Here is a 22,568-nt window from a genome sequence, read left to right as displayed (position 1 = left end):
AGCGTGTAAGAACGCTTAGGGAAGGCACATGTTGAAGTGCGCAAGCCTTTTGTTCAACACCAGGGCGCCAATTTCATAGGAACCGGTAGGCGCGCCTTCGTAGAGGATCGTACCGTTTCCTCCGGTGGCAACCGTGTTCTTGCAGTTCTCGAAGAAGGAAGCCTGGCACGGATAGGGTCCAAAGATCTGGTGGCCTACTTTGGCCGCCGAGCCTGACGTGCCGGTCGCTATCGGACAGGAGCACACGATCTGGTCTTGTCCGAGCCGGCCGAGGCCAGGGAACGATTGACCTCGCGTGCTCGCGAAACAGATGCCGCCATCGCACGAGGCATAGGCACCGGAGTTTGAAGTCGGGGGGCAGAAATAGAGCGCCCGGTCTCCGGATTGCCCTGTGCTTGCCGGGGGAACGCTGAAGGTACTCACCACATAGCCGCTGCTGGCGCCTTGAGCATTGAAGTTGCAAACGTCCCCGCCGGAGTAGGACAACGAGCGGCTGACGCTGTCGCCATACTGCAGGTCGCAGCGGCAATAGGCGACGTTGTTATAGACGAAGCAGCGGACACCCGCGCAGAGCGCGTACTCCTGGTTGCGGCAGATCGAGAGTCCGTTTTGAGCCAAGGCGGCGGCGATGTCGCCATCGGTCCCGAGAGAAGGCGAGGCACTGGATGCGGCCACGGTAGTGCTGCTCGCGGCCCAACTTCTCCATCCGAGCGAGGTCAGGAACGCGCCACACAGGCCGCGGCTTATCAGTCGCAGCGTCTTGCGCCGGGTCGGCCCGTGTGCGACGGCTTTGGTCCACTCATCGAATCGATGGTCCATTGCATTCGGGTTGACGGAGCGGATTTTCATGGCGGCTTCCTGGTATCAGTGGGGCATTGAGTCCCGGAGAAGTGTCTCGTGCAATCACAAAGGACTTTCAGCGTGGAGTCTGGCGTCGTTGGAAGACGCGCTTTGGCTGCCCGCTAAAGCCAGAATGGCGTCGGATCCTTCGGCCACGTCGGATCCCAGTACCCCGCGCTCATCGATGAGGTAACCCACTGGCGTAGCGAACGTCGCATACTGGAGTGAGACCTCCCAATTTCTTTGCAGCACCACCAGAAACGTCAATCCAAGCTTTGCCACTTTCTGGCGGTTAGTTTCCGCGTCCTGCCGGCTCACCATGAGCACCAGGACATCTTTTCGCTCACGATGCACGCGCTCCAGGTGCGGGGCCAGAAGCTCGCATGGGCCACAACCTGGATCGGTGAAGACGAGTAGCACTCGCCTGCCCCGAAAATCCTCAAGGGCCAGGTCATCTCCATCCAGGCTCGGTAGACGAAAATTTGGCGCCGGCGTTCCAGCTCTGAGGCCGCTGCGGTTGAGTCGGCTTTTATTGATCGGTTTGTTTCCCCGAGCGGCTAGCTCGGCCGGGCGATTGCGGTTCGGTTCCGGCGTGGCTTGAGGAGCCGGCGATGTTGCTAACGCCATTAAGGCCGCCGCGCCCATGGCCAACTCACTAGCAACGGTTCCCTCCTCGTCGATGAGGTAGCCCACCGGCGTGCCGTGCGCCCGGTATTGCGCAGCCAATTCCCTATCTTTCTGCAGCAGCACGGGGCATTCAATGCCGTGTGTCTGGAAGAGTTGGCGGTTTGTTTCGGCTTCTCCTGTGCTTAACACCAAGGGCATTGGCTTGCCATTTTCACTTTCAGGCGCGAAGGATTTCAACTCCGGCAGCATGCTCATGCAGAAACTGCAGGCTGGATTGAAGAAGATCAGCAGGACAGGACGGCCCCGGAACGCTGAGAGCCGGTGAAGAGCCCCGGAAAGGTCAGGCAATTCGAAGTCCGGCGCTATGGAGCCTGACGGGAGGCCATTCAGGGCAGTCGATGCAGGATCGGACGGCTCAGTCAATCCGCCCCGAAACCCGTTCTCGAGCGCCTCCAGGCTCAGCAAGATCCGCCCGTGTTGACGCACCAGTTGATAGCCCAACCAGCAACCAAAGACGATGAGCAACCAGGGCAAGGCTATAGCGAAGACCAGGAGTGTCGTCATGGAGAACTCATGAGGGGCTTCGTGCGGTGGTTTCGGCAAAGGAACAGGCGTGAATTAAATGCTAATAATCCTTGGGAGCGGTGGCTGTCAAGTGGTTATGGTTGTCGTTCGGGTTTCGTTTGAAGCAACTTGGGTTGCTGTTGTTTGGGGGCAGCCGCGGTGCGTTCAAACGCTACATTCGGCTGAAGGATGCGATGTGGGATTGTCCAGGGGTTGGCTACTGCTGGACTGGGCGGAGGAACAAGTTGTTCAGCTTGGCTTTGCGGCCTGAGGCGATCTCAAGCTGCGGACAGTCGCGGCGGGTGACTGAGTTTTGCGTCCGCGGCGAGCCGCTCCTGTCCTGTTCCAGTCGACCCTCATCTGTTCGCGCGAGGTGGGTCGGGCGTAATCTCACTCTGGAAGAGAAGCCCACTCCTGCACGAATTTGTCGACCGCCTGCGAAAAATTCATCAGGGTGTCTTTGAGATTGCCCGCCACGATTCCAGTCGACATGAGAGTCTCGTGCTTCATGGCATAGCCATTGGTTAGCGGAATCACGGTGCCCATGAAGTTGTACATGTTCCAGTTGTTGGACAACGCAACGTCGCCCGGATGATGGGTCGAGCGCAGCATATACATTAGCTTGAGGCACTGATTGTGAATGGTCACCATAAACAGCGTCCGTCCGACCGTAACGGTCAGCACCGGCATTCCACTCTCAACCCCCTCGATGCTATCGAGGCCTAGTTTCCGGATCGTCTTGTCCAGCGAGCGCAAGTCTGGAACCGGGATGAAATCGGTCAGTTCCATGTCAGATCGCCTTCAGCGCGTTCGCACCGACCATGCCGACCACCTTTGCCAATGCATCCTCCGAGTAGGTCAACAGCGAAATGAGCACTCGCGGTTCAACGCCGCAGCGCGCGGAAATATGCGACTTCAGGATGCCTGCAGGAGGTTCGTCGTGCGGCGTCAGGTTGAAGAGTTGCGTCTCGGCGTTGAATTTGACGATCTCTTCCGCAGTCAACGGGCGAGTGAGCCCGAATAGCTTTATGACGTGGAAGTAGCCGCCGCCAAAGCCCACGGCGGACGCGATACCTGATTGATTCGTCACAGCGCGCTCCAGCGAAATTCCAAATATCTCGATGGGCTTCCGGTCCTCGAAGGTCCAGCCCGCTGCCGATAGATGGGGCCTAAGCTGATTCATATCCTTTACGAGCGCGGTACTCGGCGCGGGGCTGCTCTTGCCGAACAATGATCTAAAAATTTTCCTTCTCCCGTAGTTTCAAATGATCCCGATACACTACTTGGCTACGACCCGACAGGCGCACAGCAGGCTCGTCGGATCGCCCGGCGTGATTTCGTTATCGCGTATCCAGCGCCGACGGATTTTGAGTCATCGTCGTGACATTGGCCAGGCAACGTCAGTGTTCGCATTGTTTGCTGCTGTTGCGAGATGTCATTCCGCGATGACCTCGGCCGGCGATCGAACGCTGGGCGCGCTCCGCGCCCTCTCGCAAACGCATGCCAAAGATTACAAACTAACCACAAACGGTGATTCTTCGTTTAGAATGCGAGTGATTCTCATTAAGCGACACGACCGCGTTCGCTCGTCCTGTGGCCAACTCATTTCCAATGACTTACCAGATCGACGCCGTTGGCGTGCTCTACAGTGAGCATCACAGTTGGCTCGTGAGCTTTCTGTATCGCAGACTCGGTAACCGCGACAATGCGGCCGATCTGGCGCACGACGCCTTCGAGCGTCTGCTGCGCAGCGATCCCGCACAAGCTTTGCCGCAGCCCCGCGCTTATCTGACGACGATTGCCAAGAATCTGGTGGTGAGTCACTTCCGTCACGCTCAGGTGGAACGCGCGTACCTCGACGTGCTGGCGAGTCAGCCGGAGGCCACCGCGCCGTCGCTGGAAGCGCGCGCGCTGATTCTGGAGACGCTGGAACGGTTATGCCGTCTGGTCGAGACGATGACACCGCGAACCCGCACGGTTTTTCTTCTCGCCCAACTCGATGGGCTCAGCTATCCGCAGGTGGCTCATCAACTCGGCCTTTCAATCGATGTGGTCAAGAAGGCCATGTCCAAAGCCTTGCAGCAATGCTACGCCGTGGTCTATGAATGAGCTCGCAGCGGCAGGCGCGGACGTGACCCGATGACGCTCGCCAACCGTATCGACGCCACGATCGTTGCCCAGGCCGCCGACTGGATGGTCAAACTGCAGGACGGTCCCGACGCGCGAAACCACGCCGGATTCGAGCGCTGGCGAGCGGCCAGCCCGGTTCACGCCGAAGCATGGCGGCGCATGGCCGAGATGACGCGAAGCTTCAATGACCACGTCGGCGAACTCGGGCCTCAGGGCGCGCGCTCGGTCCTCGAGAGCGTGAACGCGCAACAAAAACGGCGTCGTGCGATGACACGCCTGCTGACGTTCTCGGGGGCCGGCATCGTCGGCTGGACGCTGCTCGATGCGACGCCCTGGCGTAGCTGGACGGCAGGCTATAGCGCCAGTGTCGGAGAGCAGCGCGAGTTCGTGCTGGCCGATCACACGCGCCTGACTCTGAATACCGATAGCGCCGTCGATATCCGATTCGACGCGCATCAGCGACGCATTACGCTGTACAAGGGCGAGATTCTGGTGGTGAGCGGACATGACCCGGCGGGTCGCCCTCTGCACGTCGATACCCGAAACGGTGTCGTTACGCCGATCGGCACGCGCTTCACGGTACGTCAGCCAGGAGAAACGGATCAGGACACGCGCGTCAGCGTGATCGAAGGCGCGGTCGAAATCCGTCCGGCCAACGCGACCGGCCAGGTCTTGACGCTCGCGCGCGGGCAAACCACCACGTTCAACCGCAACGCGTTCGAGGCGCCCTCCGCGCTCGATTCCAGCTCCGTCGCGTGGATCGACGGTCTCCTCGTGGCGCGCAATCTGCGTCTCGCCGATTTCATCGACGAACTGGCGCGTTATCGGCGAGGCATCCTGCGCTGCGATCCGTCGGTCGGCGATCTGCGCGTCACCGGCACCTTCCCCCTACACGACACCGACAAGGTGTTGCGCGTGATTCAACACGTTTTGCCGGTCACGCTTCATAGCCGCACCCGTTACTGGGTGACGCTGACTCAGCGATCCGCCTGAGCCCTCCCAACGCCAACCAGAGCCGGCACGTCACCGCGCCGTTCGATTATCAATTTATCGAAATAACAGCACCGAAAAAAAACGGCACTGTTTTCGATTTCGAGCGTTAGACCTCATAAGACGAAGCCGAGGCGCACGGCAGCGTCGTCCATCTACCGCTCGAATCAAGGCCTCTTCATGGTTTCAATTCAACCTCGCGCCGCTACACGCAGCGCTTTCCGGCGTGCACCGAATCTTTTCACACTGGCCATCGCAATGACATTCGCCGGTGCCGCAACCCTGCTGCCCGCATCCGATGCCCGGGCGCAAACACCGCATGTCGGCAACGATGCGCGGCGTTACGACATTCCGGCAGGACGTCTCGACGACGTTTTGATCGCCTACGGACGGCACGCCGGATTGATGATCGGGACCGATCCCTCATTGACCGATGGCGTGCAAAGCAGAGGCTTGCATGGAACATACAGCGCGCTGGCAGGACTGGATGCGTTGCTGGAGGGTTCCGGTCTCGCGGCGAGCCTCGTCGAGGGCGGAGCCTACAAGCTGTACCGCATTCCGACTCCGCCTGCGACCACCGGCGCGACGACGCTGGAACCGATTCATGTGCGAGGCCACGCTGAAACCGCGTGGACGGAAACCAGCGGCTACGTCGCGTCACGCAGCGCAGCCGGCACGAAAACCGATACGCCTCTACTCGAAACCCCGCAATCCATTTCCGTCGTCACTGCCGATCAGATCACGGACCAGGCCGCGCAAAGTGTAGGCGCGACGTTGCGTTATTCACCCGGCGTGCGCGGCGACAGCTTCGGTGTCACGACTGACCGGGACTATGTGCGCGTGCGCGGCTTCATGCCGAACTTCTATCTGGACGGCTTGATGCTGCCGTACGGCCTCGGCGGTCAAGGCGCGCAATCGGAGCCATTCGGTCTTGAACGCATCGAAGTGGTGCGTGGGCCGTCATCCGTGCTGTTCGGTCAGAATCCGCCGGGCGGCATCATCAGCATGACGAGCAAACGGCCGACCGATCAGGCGCGTCACGAAGTCGAGTTGCAAGGCGGCAGCTACGACCACGTGCAAGGTGCGTTCGACTTCAGTGGACCGGTGGACCAGGACGGCAAGCTGCTCTATCGCTTCGTGGGGCTGCGCCGCGACAGCGGCACCCAGGTGGACGGCGCCGACGACAATCGCACGTATCTCGCGCCGAGTCTCACTTTCCGGCCCACGGCCGACACCTCGCTCACCTTGCTCGCTCAATACCAGAAGGACGATGCCGGGATCGCCACGCAGTACTACCCTGCGTACGGCACGTTGTACGCCAATCCATTGGGACAGATTCATTCAAATCTGAACGTTGGCGACCCCGATCGTGACACGCTGCAACGCGAGTACTATGCGATCGGTTACGAAGCGAATCATGCATTCAACGACGACTGGAAGGTCAAGCAGGCACTGCGCTATGCCCATGTAAAAACCCACAACTATTCGACGTGGGGCAATGGCTTCGTAACTGACGCGGCGACCGGCTTGCCAACCGACTACCGCACGCTGCTTCGGCGCGCGACGGACATCAACCGCAGCATGGACGAATTCACCGTCGATAATCAGGTTCAGGGCAAGTTCAAGACGGCGGTGCTGAATCACACCCTGCTCGCGGGCTTCGATTTCCGCCGCGAAACGATCGACAACTACACCGGCACGGTCGCCACGAGCTCGATCGATATTTTCAATCCGGTCAACACGGGTGCGGCACCCGCCATTACCTACACGGCGAACAATCTGCAGACGCTGAACCAGTACGGCGTGTACCTGCAGGATCAGATCAAGCTCGACCGGTGGATTCTGACGTTGAGTGGCCGCAACGACTGGTCACGTGCAGCATTGGACAATCGCAGGACCAACCTGACCACGACCGCCAGCGACAACGCGTTCACCGGCCGCGTCGCGCTTGGCTATCTGTTCGACAGCGGCGTCGCGCCGTATATCAGCTACTCGACATCGTTCGAGCCGCAGATCGGCACCACCTCGCCGGAATCGGGCAGCCGCCCCTACACGCCGACGCGTGGGCAGCAAACGGAAATCGGCATCAAGTATCAGCCGACGAACCTCGATGCGCTGTTTGCGGTATCGCTGTTCGACATGAAGCAAAAAGACGTGTTGACGCCGGACCCCGAGAACATCCTGTACAGCATCCAGACCGGCGAAGTCGGCTCGCGCGGCGTCGAACTGGAAGCGCGCGCGGCGATCACGCGGCAGATCAAACTGATCGCCAGCTACTCGTTCACCGATACCCGCGTGCTCGCCTCGACCAACCCGGCGCAATTGGGCCATCAGTTGCCGCTGATTCCGAAGCATCAGGCCAGCCTTTGGGCGACCTACAGTTTCGAGCAGGCAGTTCTGTCGGGTCTCGAAGTCGGCGCGGGCGTGCGCTATACCAGCGGGTCTTATGGCGATACCGCCAATCTGTGGAAGACCGCGAGCTATACCGTCTTCGATCTGATGGCCCGTTACGATCTCGGCCGCATCGACTCACGCCTGAAGGGCGCGTCAGTGAGCATCAACGTGCAGAACATCGGCGATCGTGAATATCTGACCGGTTGCCAAAGCGCGGCTTCGTGTGAGTTTGGCGAGCGCCGCGCGATTCTCGGCACGGTGAGGTATCTTTGGTAAACCGACTCTGACATACCGTATCGACACGTTTGCGTGGCAGGCGGCTTCCCTGATCTGCGTCTTTGTTCCGGGAAGTAAGACATCACCGCATTGTCGAGCGTGGGGCCGCTGTTTTTGCCCATTTTGCAAAGGGAAGCCGTGATTGCCGGGCTGCTGGTGAGTTTCGTCGTTTAGGCGGGGGCGTCCCTTGGAGTTTCGACGCGCAAATCCGAGATGCAGTCGGCGATGCGCTGGACTTCGCTGGTCAATCCCGCACCCTGCGTCGCGATGACGCTGCTGGAGTTGTCCTGAAAGCACATCAACTGACTCAGCGAGCGCTTACCGATTGAAACACAGCGACGGCGCGGACATCGACGGTTTGTCGCCTCACTGGGTCGAAGTCGTTGCCGAACAAATGCATCAGGTCGAAAGGCAGATTCATGGTTTTCGAGGTCGAAAACGGGTGGGACGGTAGTCTCGGGAAACAGCGAATGAGCCCTTGCGACCCACTTCTGACATTCGTTCAAAGCCGGCATGATGGACCGCTTCAAGTCGTGAAACGGCCATTTGGAATCGTCGATTCCGAGCCAGAATCCGGGAAACGCCTAGCGCTCGTTGAAAGCTATTCAGGGCAAATGATATAGAACTTCCGCCGCATGCCGACGAGCGAAACTGAGTCTGCCGGACCAGCGCGCGATTTAGTCAAATCTTGTCTGTACAAAGTTGCACGAAATTCGAACTTCGACGGCTCGCGGGCTCTACAACACACTACAAGTGAAAACTCACTTCCGAAACCAGTCGCGGACGGACATTAACTTCATGTTTGCACGGCGCGTCAATGAAGCGAAGCAGCTTCAATCCGTGGCAACGCCTAGGTCTCGAGCCGATAAGTGCGTGTTATCGTTGCACATGGGCTCAGGCTGCTCCGCTGACTTCGGTGCGAATCCCCTTATTCTACATCGAAGTGTGCATTCGAAAGCCAAGCGCCTAGTTTCTTGCCGGGGTCTGGCTTTAACCTTTCCTTCAAATTTGCTTGCATCTTACCAAGGTCTGCTTTCCACTCAGGTGGCCGGTACTGCCGTAGTCCGTCGATACTCTCATAGATCAGCTTTCCATCGTCTGCAGAGTATCGGACGGTGGCCTCCGAACCAACCCATGCCCGTCCCAGATAGTCCATCTCGAGGCGGTTGACTTTTGCGACAAAGAAACTATTAGCGCCTGCACGATCCACCCTTCGTGGATCAAAATTTTTTATTCCCATAGCAGCCCGTCGCAGTTTATCGACCGAGCTTGGCCAGCGGTCAGCTAAATTTCGCAGTAAAACAGTCGCTGATTCGTATGAGCGTCGCTCGTCGGCCGAAAATCGTCGACCAAGCTTTAAGACACTGTCTACGACCCGATTGAGAAAACGCTTAGGTACCGCTCGCGCGACCCCTGCGGACGCCACGAAGAACGTTTTGAGAGCGCGTTCCGAAGGAGAAAGTTGCTTGCCGTCCAGTACATCTTCGCCTAGGTAAGCCTCAAAGAGGTCGCGAGGAACCCCAAGGAATGGGATCGCGCTTATACAATCCAACATGAGTTTCGCATTATCATGGAGTTGTCGAGCCCGCTCAGGGTCGAAATCATACGTTCGATCTGCTTCAACTGCAAAAAAATTCGCCAGGAACCGCGCTAAGACCCCCTGCGGCCCATTGGCAATTCCCGAATTCGCACGCTTCAAGGTGTCTAAGATGTCGTTTCGGAATTTCGCATTCTTTGCCATCAATGCTGTACTACCGGAGTTGTTAGTGCGTCTCAACTCGCTTGGAATAAACAACTGATAAATCTCGACTCCGACCGGCATCTGCGAGTGCACGGCTGAAACAGCATCGAAGTGTCGAGACGCGGAAGTATCAAAAGGGTCACTTGGACTCGGACGAAAGAGAACGATCTTTCGTCCGTACACTTCTTTTCCGAATGCGTCCGGCGCTTTTCGAGCGTCCTCTGTCTGGTTATGCTCTATGCCGGCCAGTTTCGCGTAACTTCCGTCGATCTTAGATTCTAAGGTTTTGAACGCATCCCTGTACCCGTTGATCAATTTTTCACGCGCTCGACGTAGGATCTCGTTGACGAACGTTGCAGGGACTCCAGTAGCACTGACACCTGGGAGCGCTGCTTTGTTGAATTCGTCTTCCGTCGGAAGCGGAGGAAATTGGATTACTACATTTTGACTTCCTACCTTTCCGTCTGCTATGTCGCGCGCCAGAACATCTAAATAATTGACCGTCTCCGATGTCAACGAATTTGGCAAATAAAGCGTAGGGTTATATAACGGATACAGTTGGTCCATAACTACATAAGGGTTAACGATGGACGAACCCCCTCTCAGAAATGCGTCGGCACCGAGAGCAGACGGTCGCTGCGCCATAACGAAGTCTGAGAAGCGCTGTTGGCCTCGTCCCTTAATGAAAGCATCCCGCTGATCAGAGGACATCAAACCGCCCTGTTCAAAACTGCGCACGCCGGCACGATTCAGCGCTGAACTATCGGCTTCGCCGAGCTGCCCATCTGCTCTCGGGGCGGCGTTGATGTTGAAGACGTCGATCTCGTCGAAGGGAGTCTCTTCGGTAAAGTCAACGTAATGCATGCGTTTCGGCCCCGCAGGTTGGTTCTTAAAAGTAACATCGGCGGCGCTTGGAAACGCTGGGAGAACGAACAACAGGATTACTATGAGCCGGCCCATATCGTTCATCGCGTTGTCTATCATTTTATAAGCTCGGTGTGTAGGGCATACTCAGACAGCACATTTCGGGGCGATAGACAGATAGATGCCCAGTTCGGTCGAGTTCCAACTGATTGGCAACCGCGCTGGAACAGGATTTCAGCGTCTTGCGCTTCAGCAATCTTGCGCAAATCCCCAACTACCGCATTCGCAGCCGATAGCGAGTTCATGTAATCGTTTGCGCAAATTGCCTGTCCGACACGGATTGCTGCCGCATAGCTTTCGACCGTCGCCAGCGTGCCGCGTAGGAAATAGACATCACCGGTATTTATTGCTCGCAAAAAGTCTGGTCGTAGGGCCTCTAGCTTAGAGACGTAACTCATTGCGGGTTTGCAGACAGTTGCATCATCCACGAACCCCGTGGCGTCGTTCCTAAGAGATGCTCGCGTTGACTCGAGCTTAGTCAGTGTTTCCTTCGCCAACTTTAAAGAGATATCTGCCTGCTTGCGTAATGCGGCTTCTCCTTTCCCAATTGGCTCCAGCTTCATGATAGGAACTGCTTCCATGGCCGTTCGAATATCTAGAACGCATTTATCTAGAACGATGATGCAACTCGTGACCTCGTTTATCGCGTTGCGATTATTGGGGGAAGCGATGCAGCCCTGCCAATCCTGGTTCTCCATAAAAAGCACCTGATTGAGCCGTGCAACGGTTTGGGCCATTGAAATGAGTTGATTTGTCCGCTGCTGCTCAGACGCTGCAAGCGTTCTATACTCGTTGAGGTCGATGGCATTCCCGCCGCGTGCGAAAATCACCAATAACATCGCCACTATTAAGCGAAAAATTCCTATCGAAAGAATGCGATAAATGTTCCCGTGCTCAACGCAAGAATGAGTGGCTAATCCTATAGCGAAACCGTCTATCGATAAGTCGATCGAATTCTGAAGGATACGCATGTTTCCGCTCCGTGAAGTGAGCAGATTGCCAGGACAAGGCGCTTCAACGATTGGCCGGCACTCCTTGGGCCAATTCTCAGTAAGCGCAGCACGCGGGCAGTCACGCAAGCTAGCACATCAAAACTGTCAATCGTCTTTCATAATAGAGCTAGGTTAAAAAAGGGCAAGTAGTTGCGTACTGCAAAGAGCGCTTTTCCGACGAACGCTGCAGACAGCGGCGGCCGTCTTTTGTCCTTTCGTTTCGCGTTCTCGTCGAACGGCGACGCGCCAGTTCCTGGTTGTGGGGATCATCGACTACAACTTCGTCATGCCACGCGCCGGTTTTCCGATCGACGCGAGAACCCCTAATTACGTCACGCTTGGACGTAAGCCGTAGCTCAATCAGATTGTGCTGTGCCATGTCACTTTCAGGTCGATCCGCTTGAATGTATCGATGCTGCTGATGCAACCTTTCGCAGCGGCCGATCAAGCACAATCTCTACTGGACCGGCTACGCCGGAAAATGAGCGTAGCGGACGTTCGAGCGTCGAGCCAAGCCCATCACCGTGTGACCGCTCATGGCCGAACTGAGCCGGACCGCCCTTCAAGTTCCGTCCGCTGTTTTGCGTAATCATATTCGCGGTGTCGCCGCCGTCGACTGGACCCCGGAGAGTTTGAAGCTAGGTCAAGAAAGTTCAAAGTTAAGTGAATCTTGGTGTCGACGTTCATCTAACGATGGACCGGTGAGGCGTCACCCCTTATTGGCCGTTTCGGTCGGCAACATCGAGGGTGGTGGCATAGGCGGTGTGGGAGATTTAACGGGCGGTAGTTCGGATATATCACCTCGGTCCGGCGATTGTTGATCCAGAGTATGTAGCGCTTTGGTCATGATGCGTTGCTCCATAGAAATTTTGAAAGAAGGCAGACCCCGAAGCTTCCGCTCGGTCCATAATGTCCTGTCGAACAGGCAGGGAGGATGCGAAATGCGTTTTCATGGTCTTAGCTTTACGCAACTGGAGTTCTTTTCTGGATTTGTCAAAGCCGGGATCATTTTCTGGGCGCGACGAAATTTCTGTCCATTTTCCCTCGGCCCATATAAAGTGGTCGTCGAATTCGTGCACTGCAGATGAAAGCCCCTTGGCCCGCAAATGATATGGGAGGTATTTACTTACAGCAGAAATTATTTGTGTGACTACTATAATCGCGGCCCATATTGCGGGGTATGCCTTGAAAACTGCCCAGATCCCAAGACTGCTTGTCGACAATAGAGCTAGTAAGATATTCAATATCCTTTCTTTCTTCTCGCAATCGATTCGATAGCCGGCAATGTAGTCGGTGTGAACTTTCAATTCAAAGAGCTCCCTCCAGAACCTCTGTTTGGCACTCATGCGACCGCCCCCCAGAAAACGTCCGAAACTGTCGATCCGAGAACCGCGATACAAGGTAATGCACGTGAAAGACAATATGAGGCATGAGCGCCTGACAACCGTGTTTGCCAAGCCGGCCTAAACCTATCCAAGCCCGACAGTTCTGATGAACGGATGCGTGACGGGGTTGACTCAATATTTCTATCCGTAAGCGCGGTGCTTTTCTCAAAAAGTGACGTCAAATTGTTGGCTACCGCACGCTTCTCGGAATTTGCCGACGCGGCACAACGTCTCATACAGCAGCACGACAGCCACGGCGACGATTTCTCACGCGAGACTCATCTGACTGTCAAAACGACCACTTGACCATATGCTGTGCCGAACTAGTGTCGATGTTCGAATGACCGTTGATATTTCTTGGGCGTCAAAGGCACACGACCCGGTTCATCGAATTGTTCTCGCGGTTTGTCCGGCAGGTTCCCGAGGATTGCGGCCGTTCTGATTGCAGAGTTCTCCGCTCGCTGAACGGCAGTTCGTGGCCGCTTGCCGCCTTCTACGCCTCGCCGACGCCCTCGTTGATCCACAGAGCGACACAGAACTCCCGACCACGAAATCGTTTCAAGTGAAGTGGACAGCCGAACCAGGCCGCTCTACTCCAATGCGACGTGCGGCCGAAAACCTGCGAAGAACTTCCTTGCTGTCCTGAGCATCTGGCGCTTTCTGCCTGCCTGTCGTTTCACCCTCTTGCGCCCCCTCTCCGACGGATCCATTCCGCGCAAGCCTCACCTCGACTAGGTCAGCGCCGATTTCCACGCGTTCCCTGCGCTACCGCCTCCAGCCGTCCTTCGCCCCTGATACCAATATTCCAATTTATTATTTGCAAATCGCATTATTGGTACGTGAGAATGCTCAAACAACATGATTCGAGCACCCCCGTAGCCGTATGGACATCCGCCAACTCGAAGCCTTCGCCGCAGTGGTCACAACCGGCAGCATCACCGCCGCCGGCCGCTTGCTCAACCGCTCGCAGCCTGCCATCACGCGCCTGATCCAGGACCTCGAGGCTGACGTGCGCTACGCGCTGTTCACCCGCAACGGCCCCCGCGTCACGCCGACCGAACAAGGCATCCAGCTTTACGAGGAAGTCGAATCCGTCCTCGCAAACCTGCAAGAACTCCAGAAACGCTCCGATGAAATCGCCCGTGGCGACAGTCGTCCCTTGCGCATCGCTGCGACCGCCGCGCTCGCCGCTGGCCTGGTGCCGCTCGGCCTGGCCCACGCCCAGATCGCCGGCGCGGCCCACAACGTGCAGCTACGCAGCGTGACCCCCGAACAGGTAGTCCACGCCGTGCTCACCGGCGCAGCCGATATCGGCGTGGCCAGCTTGCCGCTCGAACATCGTGGCGTGCTCCTGCACTGGATCGGCCAATCCGCGTGCGTTGCGGCGCTGCGCGACGACGATCCACTCGCGCAACACGACCGCCTGCCGCTTTCGGCTTGCGACGGCCGGCGTATCGTCACGATGCAAAATCCGTATCGCCTTCGCCGCCGCCTCGACCACGCATTCACGCAAGCGTCGGTCAAACCCGCAGGACTGATCGAAACGAATTCGTCGATGAACGCGCTGACTGCCGTGCGCGCGGGCCTCGGCATCTCCGTGCTGGAACCCGTCACGGCCTACGGCACGCCGCTCACCGGCATCACCATCCGACCTATCGACGCCGACATTCCGTATTTCTTCGGCGTGATCTCGCGCGATGCGATCCCGCTGCCGCCTGTGGCCGCAAGCCTGATCGACGCACTCGCCGATACCGCCCGCGCCCTGCTCCCCGATTTCACGCTGCGCGCGAGCACGGAGCACGCCCAAGTCCTGCAGTCGCTCTATGGCGACCTGCCTGCCATCAAGGAAAACTTGCTGTGACGAACCCGAGCACTCCATCGACCGCGGGTCTCGCGGCGCTCGAAGCCCGCTTGCGCCAGGACCTCGCGTGGCTTGAACTGCCCGCGAAACGCTGGGTACCCGAGCGCACCATCGACGGCCACGCGCTCGTCAACGTCGCGATCGTGGGCGGCGGCATGGCCGGGCTCGCGGTGTCGGCGGCGCTGGGCCATCTCGGCATCGATGCCGTCATCTACGATCAATCGCCGCGTGGCTTCGAAGGCCCATGGGCGACCACGGCACGCATGGAAACCCTCCGCTCGCCAAAGCAGCTCACCGGACCTGCGCTCGGCCTGCCGTCGCTCACGTTCCGCGCGTGGTTCGAAGCACAGTTCGGCGCACAGGCCTGGGACGCGCTCGACAAGATACCGCGCCTGCAATGGATGGACTATCTGCGCTGGTATCGCGATGTGCTGGACATCGACGTGCGCAACGAACACCGCATCACCGCGATCACGCCGCGCGCGGATGGTTGCGTGGCGCTGTCCATCACGCATGCCGCGGGCAACGAAACCGTTTACGCGCGCCATGTCATTCTCGCGATGGGTCGCGACGGACTAGGCGGTCCCACCGTGCCTGCGTTCGCGCGTGACCTGCCGCGTCGCTTCTATGCTCATTCGTCCGATGTGCTCGGCTACGGCACGCTGCGCGGCAAGCGCGTGGGCGTCATCGGCGCGGGCGCATCGGCGATGGACAGCGCAGCGACCGCGCTCGAAGCAGGCGCGGCATCCGTTGATCTGCTGATTCGCCGCACCGATATTCCCCGCATCAACAAAGGCAAGGGCGCGGGTAATCCGGGCCTTACGCACGGTCATGTCGCGTTGCCTGATGACTGGAAGTGGCGCATCCGCCATTACATCAACGTGCAGCAGGTTCCACCGCCACGCGGCAGCACGCTGCGCGTGTCGCGTCACGCGAACGCTCGCTTCAATCTCGGGACACCGATAACCGATGTCGAAGTCGTCGGGAACGCGCTACAGGTGCGCACGCCAAAGGGCAACTTCGCGCTCGACTTCCTCCTGTTCGGCACAGGCTTTCGTATCGACTGGACGGACCGCCCCGAATTCGCATCCTTCGCGCGTCATGTCCGCGTATGGAAAGACCGCTACGCGCCGCCCGCCGGTGACGATGACATCGAGCTTGCCGATTCACCCGATCTCGGCCCTGTCTTCGAGTTCCAGGAGAAGAGCGCGGGCGAATGCCCTGGCCTCGAACGCATCCATTGCTTCTGTGCCCCCGCGACGCTCTCGCACGGCGCGCTCTCGGGCGATATCCCGGCCGTGAGCGACGGCGCGAAGCGGCTCGCCCAGGGGCTCGCGGCAACGTTCTATCGAGAAGATGTCGAATTGCATTACGCCAACATGGAGACGTTCGCCGAGCCCGAAGTCGAGGGGACCGAATGGACGCCCGCGCCACCACCACCGGCACTCGCCGATCAAGCCTTCGAGAGTTGAACATGAAACATGACATGGATGAGGACGTGGTCGATCGCGTCACAGGCCTTGCGACCGGCTCAAGCACTCACGCACTGCGGCATCAGCGTGCGAAGGTCGTGGACGCGACCCAAGGCAGCTACGACGCGCTGTTCGATCCCGCACTCGAAGGCATCACGCTCGTCGAACGATTGCTTGTCGCGCTCTACGCAAGCCGGCTCACGCCTTCACCGGCGCTGGCCGCTCACTACCGCGCCGAACTGGCCGCGCACGATGTCGACGCCGCGACGCTCATCGCCGTGGCAACCGGCACGCCTGACGATCTGACCGATCCGCGCCTGCGTGCAATCCTCACGTTCACGCGTACGTTGATCGAGGACCCGATCGCCGGCGACAAGGCCGCCCTGCAAGCGCTGCCCGCTGCCGGACTCACGACGCCCGCTGTCGTCGCGCTTGCACAGCTGATTGCCTTCCTGTCGTATCAGACGCGCCTCGTGGCGGGTCTGCAAGCCTTTGCACAACTGGAGCGCGCAGCATGACCGACTTCATCCGTTCGAACGGCTTCACGAACGAATCACTGGGATGGCGCGCATGGCTCGACGTCGTGAACCTCGACCAGGCCAGCGTGGAGCAGATCGCCGTGCTCGAAGAGAGCCACCCCAAGGCCAAGGAGTCGGATTACTACCGCTTTCTGGTGCATCAGCCTGAGATCCTGCGACATCGTTCCGCAGCGTTCAACGCGATCATGTACGCGCCCGGCGGCCTGCCGCGCGCGGAGCGGGAACTGTCGACCACCGTGGTATCGCGGATCAATGGCTGCGTGTACTGCGCGTCGGTCCATGCACAGCGCTTCGAACAGCTCGCCAAGCGCAACGACGTCATCCGCCAGGTATTCGACGACCCTCACAGCGCCGGTACGACGAGCCGCGAAGAAGCGATCGCACGCTTCTCGTCCGCGTTGACCGAGCGGCCGGAAAACATCGAAGCCAGCCATCTGAGTGCGTTGCGCGAGGCCGGTCTTTCTGATGCCGAGATTCTCGATCTCATCCATTCGATCGCCATCTTCGCGTGGGCCAACCGGTTGATGCTCAATCTCGGCGAGCCTGTGTTTCCCGAGCAGACACCGGCTGCATGACCCCGCTTTGTCGAACCGTCCTTCCAACCTTATCCCGAGATAGCCGATGGATACTCAACCTGGCCTGAAGCCCGTCATCGTGGCTGCGGTGCTGGCCAATGCGATGGAGTGGTTCGACTTCACCATCTTCGCCGCGATGACGCCGCTCATCAGCAAGCTGTTCTTCCCCGCTGCACCCGCCGACTCGGGCGCGAACCTGAATGGCATCCTGTTGACCACCGCCCTGTTCGGCGCGGGATTCTTCATGCGGCCGGTGGGCGGCGTGCTGCTCGGTCTTTATGCCGACAAATATGGCCGCAAATCGGCCATGACGCTCGGCATGAGCATCATGGCATTGGCCGCGGCGATCATGACGTTCGCACCGACCTACGCCACGGCGGGCATCGCCGCACCGCTGCTGATGCTCGCGGCCCGGCTGCTGCAAGGCTTCTCGATTGGCGGCGAGTTCGGCACCTCGACGGCTTTCCTGATCGAACTTGCGCCGCCCAATCGTTCCGGTTTTTATGGCTCGTGGCAGATGAGCGGACAACTCATGTCGACGATGCTCGGCGCCGCGCTCGGCGTGCTGGTCACTCAGGTGTTCACGCCCGAGCAGCAGATGGCGGGCGGCTGGCGCGTTCCGTTTGCCGTCGGCCTCCTGATTGCGCCGCTGACGGTGTATCTGCGCCGTCATGCCAGCGAGACTTATGCTCGCATCCATGCAACGCCGCAAGCACGCTCGGCAGACGCGAGTGCCGTCAAGCGCGGTCTGTCCGACTATCTGATCGGCATGGGCATGGTGGTCGCGAGCACGGTCACGTTTTACGTCACGTTCGGCTATACCGTCACCTATGCGAAGCAGGTGCTCAAGCTGCCCGTGTCGGAGAGCTTCATGGTGCAGATGATCGCGGCCATCGTCATGCTGATCGTCACGCCGATCGCGGGCGCCCTGTCCGATCGTCACGACCGCAAGACCCTGTTGGTCGGCTCGCTGGCTGCTTATCTCGTGGCGATCTATCCGCTCTATGCATGGGTCGTGGCGGCGCCGTCCGTTTCACGGCTGCTGGTTGCGCAGATCGTGATCGGCGTCGTGAGTGCCACCTTCCTTGGCGTGTATTGCACGACGCTCGCGGAAATGTTCCCCAAGCGCTCGCGCGCGACGTCGCTCGCCGTGGTCAACAACGTGGTCGTGCTGGTTTTCGGTGGCTTTGCGCAGACGTTCGTCACGTGGCTCATCGCGCTCACGGGTTCGCCGTTGGCGCCCGTGCTGTATGTGATGATCGGCATTGCGCTCAGTCTCATCGCCGTGATGGCGCTCAAGCCGGGCCACTTCAGGCAGGGTCGGGCCAGCGGTGCGCAGACCACGGGATGACACGGCGGGCTTGGTGTGTGAAGGAACGGCCTCATACAGGCGGTGATTCACCTACCGCCCATCAAGTGTGAAAGGGAACCCAGAACATCTTGACTTCGACGTTGAGCAACCCTGACTGCACTGTCGGATCGTCCGTTGCGATCTTTTGGGCTTCCTCGAGATCGGCAGCCTTGAAGATCGTCATTCCTCCGTCAGCCAGCACACCCGCGAGACCACCGGCCTTTTCCATGAACGGGCCGCTCAACACCGTGAGCCCTTTCTCCTGCATCTCGATCATGTAAGCCACGTGCTTCATGAAGTCGGGTTGCTCGTTGTATCTGACACCCTGAATCCAGTTCGGTCCCGGGGTCTGGAATGCCACGAAATAATGAGGACCATTTTCGTCAACCATGATTGCTGCTCCTTTAGAAAGTCTGCGTCGGTGAAACCGGTTGGTTCCTGCGTGATGCCGTGAGAAGAAAGATAAGCCTCGCGATAAACCTCGGGAAGGCGTGGGAATGGCATACGTGCCATGCCACGCGTGCATAGGCCCGTGACCGCGCCTAGCGGACTTTCAGAAGAGGATTGTCGGCGAACAACTCGGCCAGAAAATCGATGAAGGCCCGAGTCTTCCCGGCGAGCCGTCGGCTGCCCGACCAGACGGCATGGATCGGGAACGGCGGTGGCGCAGCGTCGGCCAGCAATGGAACGAGACGCCCGTCAGCGACGTCACGGGCGTAGAGCCATCCCGCGTTGTGCCCAATGCCAAGGCCCGCCAGTACGGCCGCACGCACGTATTCCGCATCGTTGCTGCGCACGGGTCCTTGCGGGATGAACTCGACCGGACCTTCAGGCCCGACGAACGCCCACGGCCGGGCTGCGTCGCGCGACATGAAAGCAATGCAGGCGTGCTGTTTCAGGTCATCCAGCGTGTGTGGCACGCCGGCCTTGTCGAGATACGAGGGTGCGGCGGTCGTCAGATACCCCATGCTGCCAATGCGCCGTGCCACTAACGCCGAATCGCTCAAGGGACCTACCCGGATCGCCACATCCAGGCCTTCTTCGACCAGATTGACATAGCGTTGGGAAACATCGAATTCCACACTGACGTCCGGGTAGCGAGAAAAGAAATCGGGGAGATGCGGCACGATTTCCATCCGACCAAACGCCGGCGAAAGCGCAACCCTGACCAAGCCCGACGGCGACGCCTCCTTGTTGCCGACTCTTGCCTCGACTTCATCCACACTTTGCACGATGACGCTTGCCGAGTCGTAGAAATCCTGGCCGGCGTCGGTCAGACTCAGGCCACGAGAAGTGCGTCGCAGCAATTGCGCACCCAACCTCGCTTCCAGTCCGGCAATCAGCTTGCTGACAGTCGGCTGGCTGACACCCGTTTCCCGGGCAACCTTCGAGAAATTGCCGGAGTCAGCCACCCGGATGAACATGCGCATCACGTCAATCCGGTCCATTTGATGTCGATCCTTCGGGATAGGTGGTCGCGGAGCGGCGTGACGCCGGGCGTTTTGCGTTTTGCGTTTTGCGTTTTGCGTTTTGCGATTTGCGTTTTGCGTTTTGCGTTTTGCATGCACTACAGCGCGCGAAGCATCGGCTGGCAAGGCAGACTCACGAAGCAAATGATTGTGCAAGAACCGCGCTGCATGACTGTGATGTCCCGATTAGCAGATACCGGGCGAAGCCGAGCGCATAGCGCCCGACGACACGCGGAATCAAGGCCATCACAAGCGCAACATGGCAATCCAACCCACCCGTTGCGCCCACTTCCGCTTCCAGTCTACAACTGGGTGATTCCTCCGTCCGCGATCAGGTCGATGCCTGTGCTGTAGCTGCTTTCATCGGAGGCGAGAAACAGCGCTGCTGCGGCCATCTCTTCAGCGCGGCCGATACGGCCTAGCGGCGTGATCTGCTCGAACATCGCGCGGGCATGATCCGCCGCCTCCTTCGAACCGAAAATGCCGTCCACGATGGGTGTTTCGATCATTCCGGGGCTCAGCGTATTGACGCGAATGCCGCGCGCCTTGAATTCCGCTGCCCAGGTCCGCGTGAACGAACGAATGGCTGCCTTGGTCGCCGCATAAACGCCAAAGTCCGCAAAACCCTTCAAGTGCATCCCGGATGCGACGACAACGATGGAGCCGCCATCGCGCAGCAGCGGCAATGCTTTTTGCACCGTGAAGAACGTGCCGCGTGCGTTGACGTTGAACGTCTTGTCGAAGTGTTCAGGCGTGACGGACTCCGTTGGCAATGACGCGACGTATCCGGCGCTGGCCACGACGATGTCCAGACCGCCTTTCTGCTGCCGCACCGTTTCGTAGAGGCGGTTCAGATCATCGAGGCTCGAGATGTCGCCTTGAACGGCCGTCACGTTCGATCCGATGATCTCTTGCGCCCTGTCCAGTTCGGATTGACGCCGCCCCGTGATGAAGACATACGCCCCTTCCGCGACGAATCGCTTCGCAGTCGCGAGCCCGATCCCGCTGCTTCCGCCCGTAATGACTGCAACCTTGCCCTGAAGCTTGCCCATGGTGACTCTCCTGTTACGTGGATGATGCTCGACACGATGCAGCGTGTGAACGCGGGCATCGTGGCAAGCGGTGGCAAGAGAATGGGGTCCGCCGGAGGGGCTGAACAGAGGGCGCAACGGCATGGCAGGTATGCCGGGAATGCATGGCCGATGTCATCGAGCCCATGGCTGCTGAAAACCCTGATCGACACCTTCTTGCCCAACACGCCATCATTACGCCTATAAACGTCTCATTCACCTGAGTAACTCACCGATGACGATCGTCTTGAAAGGCATGACCTGGGATCACGCGCGCGGCTACGATCCGCTCGCGCGCTGTTCGGCCGAATGGCGCGCGCGGACCGGCGTGTCAATCGAGTGGGACCGGCGCTCGCTGCAGGACTTCGAATCCTTTCCCGTCGATGAACTCGCGCGCCGCTACGATCTCATCGTGATCGATCATCCGCATGTCGGCCAGGTGACGCGCGAAGGCTGTCTGCGCCCGTTCGACGGCACCGCGGCGCTCGGCGATATCGAAGCGGGCACGGTGGGCGAATCGTATGCGAGCTATCGCTGGGAAGGCCGGCAATGGGCGCTGCCGATCGACGCCGCCACGCAAGTCCTCGCGTGGCGGCGCGACCGCCTCGCTGCCCCTCCGCGTACCTGGGACGACGTGTTGCAACTCGCCCGCAACGGACGCGTCGCGTTGCCTCTGCGTGCCCCGCATTCGCTCATGTGCCTCTACACGCTCGCCGCGCAACTCGGCGCGCCGGGGACGGTCGCGGGTCCTGATCTGTTCGACCGCGTCATCGCCCCTCGCGCCTGCGAGCATCTGCGGGAACTCGTTCGCCATGTCGATCCGCGCTGCTTCGACGACGATCCCATCGCCGTGTACGAACGCATGGCGCAGCCCGAGGCGACCATCGATTGCGTGCCGCTCGTCTATGGCTACGTGAATTACGCATGGCGCGATTTCAGGCCGGTACGACTCGCGTTTGCGGACATGCCGGTCATCGGCGACCGCGCGCCGTTTGGTTCGGCGTTGGGTGGCACGGGCATCGCGGTATCGGCGCGCGGCGCGCATCAGGAAGAAGCGCAGGCATTCGCGCTGTGGGTGGCGGGCGCAGAAGCGCAGCGCGGGCCTTTTGCCGAAGCCGGCGGCCAGCCGGGCCACGCGGCCGCATGGGAAGACGACGCCGTCAACGAAGCCGCCGGCGACTTCTATCGCGCGACCCGCGCCACGCTGGAAGGCGCATGGGTCCGGCCGCGCCACGACGGCTACATGGCGTTTCAGCAAGCCGCATCGGCACGACTCAATCGCGGCCTGCGCGACGACGAGCCCGCCCATGCGATCATCGACGCCATCAACGCGTTGTTTCGCGCCAGCCTGCCCGCATGAGCAAGAGC

19 protein-coding genes are annotated in these 22,568 nt (G+C 59.5%); 9 read left to right on the top strand and 10 right to left on the bottom strand.

From position 1 onward, the window contains the following. Window positions 1–15: 15 nt before the first annotated feature. The 4 genes from QCE88_RS20835 to QCE88_RS20820 all read right to left on the bottom strand — a co-directional run bounded on the left by QCE88_RS20835 (window position 16) and on the right by QCE88_RS20820 (window position 3,262). Window positions 16–849, bottom strand: coding sequence for a hypothetical protein (locus QCE88_RS20835; protein WP_309905647.1), 834 nt, complete (start codon window positions 847–849; stop codon window positions 16–18). A gap of 54 nt (window positions 850–903) precedes the next feature. After that, complete coding sequence (locus QCE88_RS20830) at window positions 904–2,031, bottom strand: redoxin domain-containing protein (RefSeq protein ID WP_309905645.1); 1,128 nt, start codon at window positions 2,029–2,031, stop codon at window positions 904–906. Between the two features lie 390 nt (window positions 2,032–2,421). After that, window positions 2,422–2,820, bottom strand: coding sequence for a hypothetical protein (locus tag QCE88_RS20825; RefSeq protein ID WP_309905643.1), 399 nt, complete (start codon window positions 2,818–2,820; stop codon window positions 2,422–2,424). A gap of 1 nt (window position 2,821) precedes the next feature. Beyond that, window positions 2,822–3,262, bottom strand: a complete 441-nt coding sequence (locus QCE88_RS20820; protein WP_309905641.1) for a hypothetical protein — start codon at window positions 3,260–3,262, stop codon at window positions 2,822–2,824. 380 nt (window positions 3,263–3,642) lie between these two features. On the opposite strand from QCE88_RS20820, the gene QCE88_RS20815 reads away from it, so the two are divergent. The 3 genes from QCE88_RS20815 (at window position 3,643) to QCE88_RS20805 (ending at window position 7,821) form a co-directional block, all read left to right on the top strand. Next, window positions 3,643–4,140: a sigma-70 family RNA polymerase sigma factor gene (locus QCE88_RS20815; RefSeq protein WP_309905639.1), complete on the top strand. Its 498-nt coding sequence runs from the start codon at window positions 3,643–3,645 to the stop codon at window positions 4,138–4,140. A gap of 30 nt (window positions 4,141–4,170) precedes the next feature. Further along, window positions 4,171–5,154, top strand: coding sequence for a FecR family protein (locus QCE88_RS20810; protein ID WP_309905637.1), 984 nt, complete (start codon window positions 4,171–4,173; stop codon window positions 5,152–5,154). Between the two features lie 255 nt (window positions 5,155–5,409). After that, the gene (locus QCE88_RS20805) at window positions 5,410–7,821 is read left to right on the top strand and encodes a TonB-dependent siderophore receptor (RefSeq protein WP_309905634.1); all 2,412 of its coding nucleotides are present in this window, start codon (window positions 5,410–5,412) and stop codon (window positions 7,819–7,821) included. Between the two features lie 928 nt (window positions 7,822–8,749). Here the strand turns inward: QCE88_RS20805 and QCE88_RS20800 are convergent. The 3 genes from QCE88_RS20800 to QCE88_RS20790 all read right to left on the bottom strand — a co-directional run bounded on the left by QCE88_RS20800 (window position 8,750) and on the right by QCE88_RS20790 (window position 12,824). Then, a complete protein-coding gene (locus QCE88_RS20800) occupies window positions 8,750–10,546 on the bottom strand; it encodes a hypothetical protein (RefSeq protein WP_309905633.1) in 1,797 nt (598 codons plus the stop codon). Beyond that, window positions 10,543–11,457, bottom strand: a complete 915-nt coding sequence (locus tag QCE88_RS20795; RefSeq protein ID WP_309905630.1) for a hypothetical protein — start codon at window positions 11,455–11,457, stop codon at window positions 10,543–10,545. The genes QCE88_RS20800 and QCE88_RS20795 overlap by 4 nt, the downstream gene beginning before the upstream one ends. A gap of 818 nt (window positions 11,458–12,275) precedes the next feature. Further along, on the bottom strand, window positions 12,276–12,824 hold the full coding sequence (locus tag QCE88_RS20790) for a hypothetical protein (protein WP_309905628.1): 549 nt from the start codon (window positions 12,822–12,824) through the stop codon (window positions 12,276–12,278). A gap of 922 nt (window positions 12,825–13,746) precedes the next feature. Between QCE88_RS20790 and QCE88_RS20785 the strand changes: the two genes are divergently transcribed. Genes QCE88_RS20785 through QCE88_RS20765 form a run of 5 tightly spaced genes read left to right on the top strand, consistent with a single transcriptional unit; the run spans window position 13,747 to window position 18,661 of the window. After that, a complete protein-coding gene (locus QCE88_RS20785) occupies window positions 13,747–14,724 on the top strand; it encodes a LysR family transcriptional regulator (protein ID WP_309905626.1) in 978 nt (325 codons plus the stop codon). After that, entirely contained in the window at window positions 14,721–16,196 is a 1,476-nt protein-coding gene (locus QCE88_RS20780) for an NAD(P)/FAD-dependent oxidoreductase (protein WP_309905625.1), read from the top strand. Before QCE88_RS20785 ends, QCE88_RS20780 begins: the two co-directional genes overlap by 4 nt. Window positions 16,197–16,198: 2 nt before the next feature. Then, window positions 16,199–16,714, top strand: a complete 516-nt coding sequence (locus tag QCE88_RS20775; protein WP_309905623.1) for a CMD domain protein — start codon at window positions 16,199–16,201, stop codon at window positions 16,712–16,714. Then, window positions 16,711–17,310 carry a peroxidase-related enzyme gene (locus QCE88_RS20770; protein ID WP_309905621.1) on the top strand — a complete coding sequence of 200 codons (600 nt, stop codon included), beginning with the start codon at window positions 16,711–16,713 and terminating at the stop codon, window positions 17,308–17,310. Before QCE88_RS20775 ends, QCE88_RS20770 begins: the two co-directional genes overlap by 4 nt. Before the next feature lie 46 nt (window positions 17,311–17,356). Then, window positions 17,357–18,661 (top strand): MFS transporter, encoded by a 1,305-nt coding sequence (locus tag QCE88_RS20765; RefSeq protein ID WP_309905619.1) that lies wholly within the window; start codon window positions 17,357–17,359, stop codon window positions 18,659–18,661. A 61-nt stretch (window positions 18,662–18,722) separates the two neighbouring features. On the opposite strand, the gene QCE88_RS20760 is transcribed toward QCE88_RS20765, so the two are convergent. The 3 genes from QCE88_RS20760 to QCE88_RS20750 form a co-directional block, all read right to left on the bottom strand. After that, a complete protein-coding gene (locus QCE88_RS20760; protein ID WP_309905617.1) occupies window positions 18,723–19,052 on the bottom strand; it encodes a YciI family protein in 330 nt (109 codons plus the stop codon). A gap of 151 nt (window positions 19,053–19,203) precedes the next feature. Continuing rightward, entirely contained in the window at window positions 19,204–20,109 is a 906-nt protein-coding gene (locus tag QCE88_RS20755) for a LysR family transcriptional regulator (RefSeq protein WP_309905615.1), read from the bottom strand. A 323-nt stretch (window positions 20,110–20,432) separates the two neighbouring features. Beyond that, window positions 20,433–21,182, bottom strand: a complete 750-nt coding sequence (locus tag QCE88_RS20750) for an SDR family oxidoreductase (RefSeq protein ID WP_309905613.1) — start codon at window positions 21,180–21,182, stop codon at window positions 20,433–20,435. Between the two features lie 253 nt (window positions 21,183–21,435). Between QCE88_RS20750 and QCE88_RS20745 the strand changes: the two genes are divergently transcribed. Further along, window positions 21,436–22,560, top strand: coding sequence for an extracellular solute-binding protein (locus QCE88_RS20745; protein WP_309905611.1), 1,125 nt, complete (start codon window positions 21,436–21,438; stop codon window positions 22,558–22,560). The last annotated feature ends 8 nt before the right edge of the window (window positions 22,561–22,568 follow it).

It is taken from the genome of Caballeronia sp. LZ035 (assembly GCF_031451175.1).
Taxonomy (GTDB): Bacteria; Pseudomonadota; Gammaproteobacteria; order Burkholderiales; family Burkholderiaceae; genus Caballeronia.
This window is presented reverse-complemented; position numbering and strand designations above follow the sequence as displayed.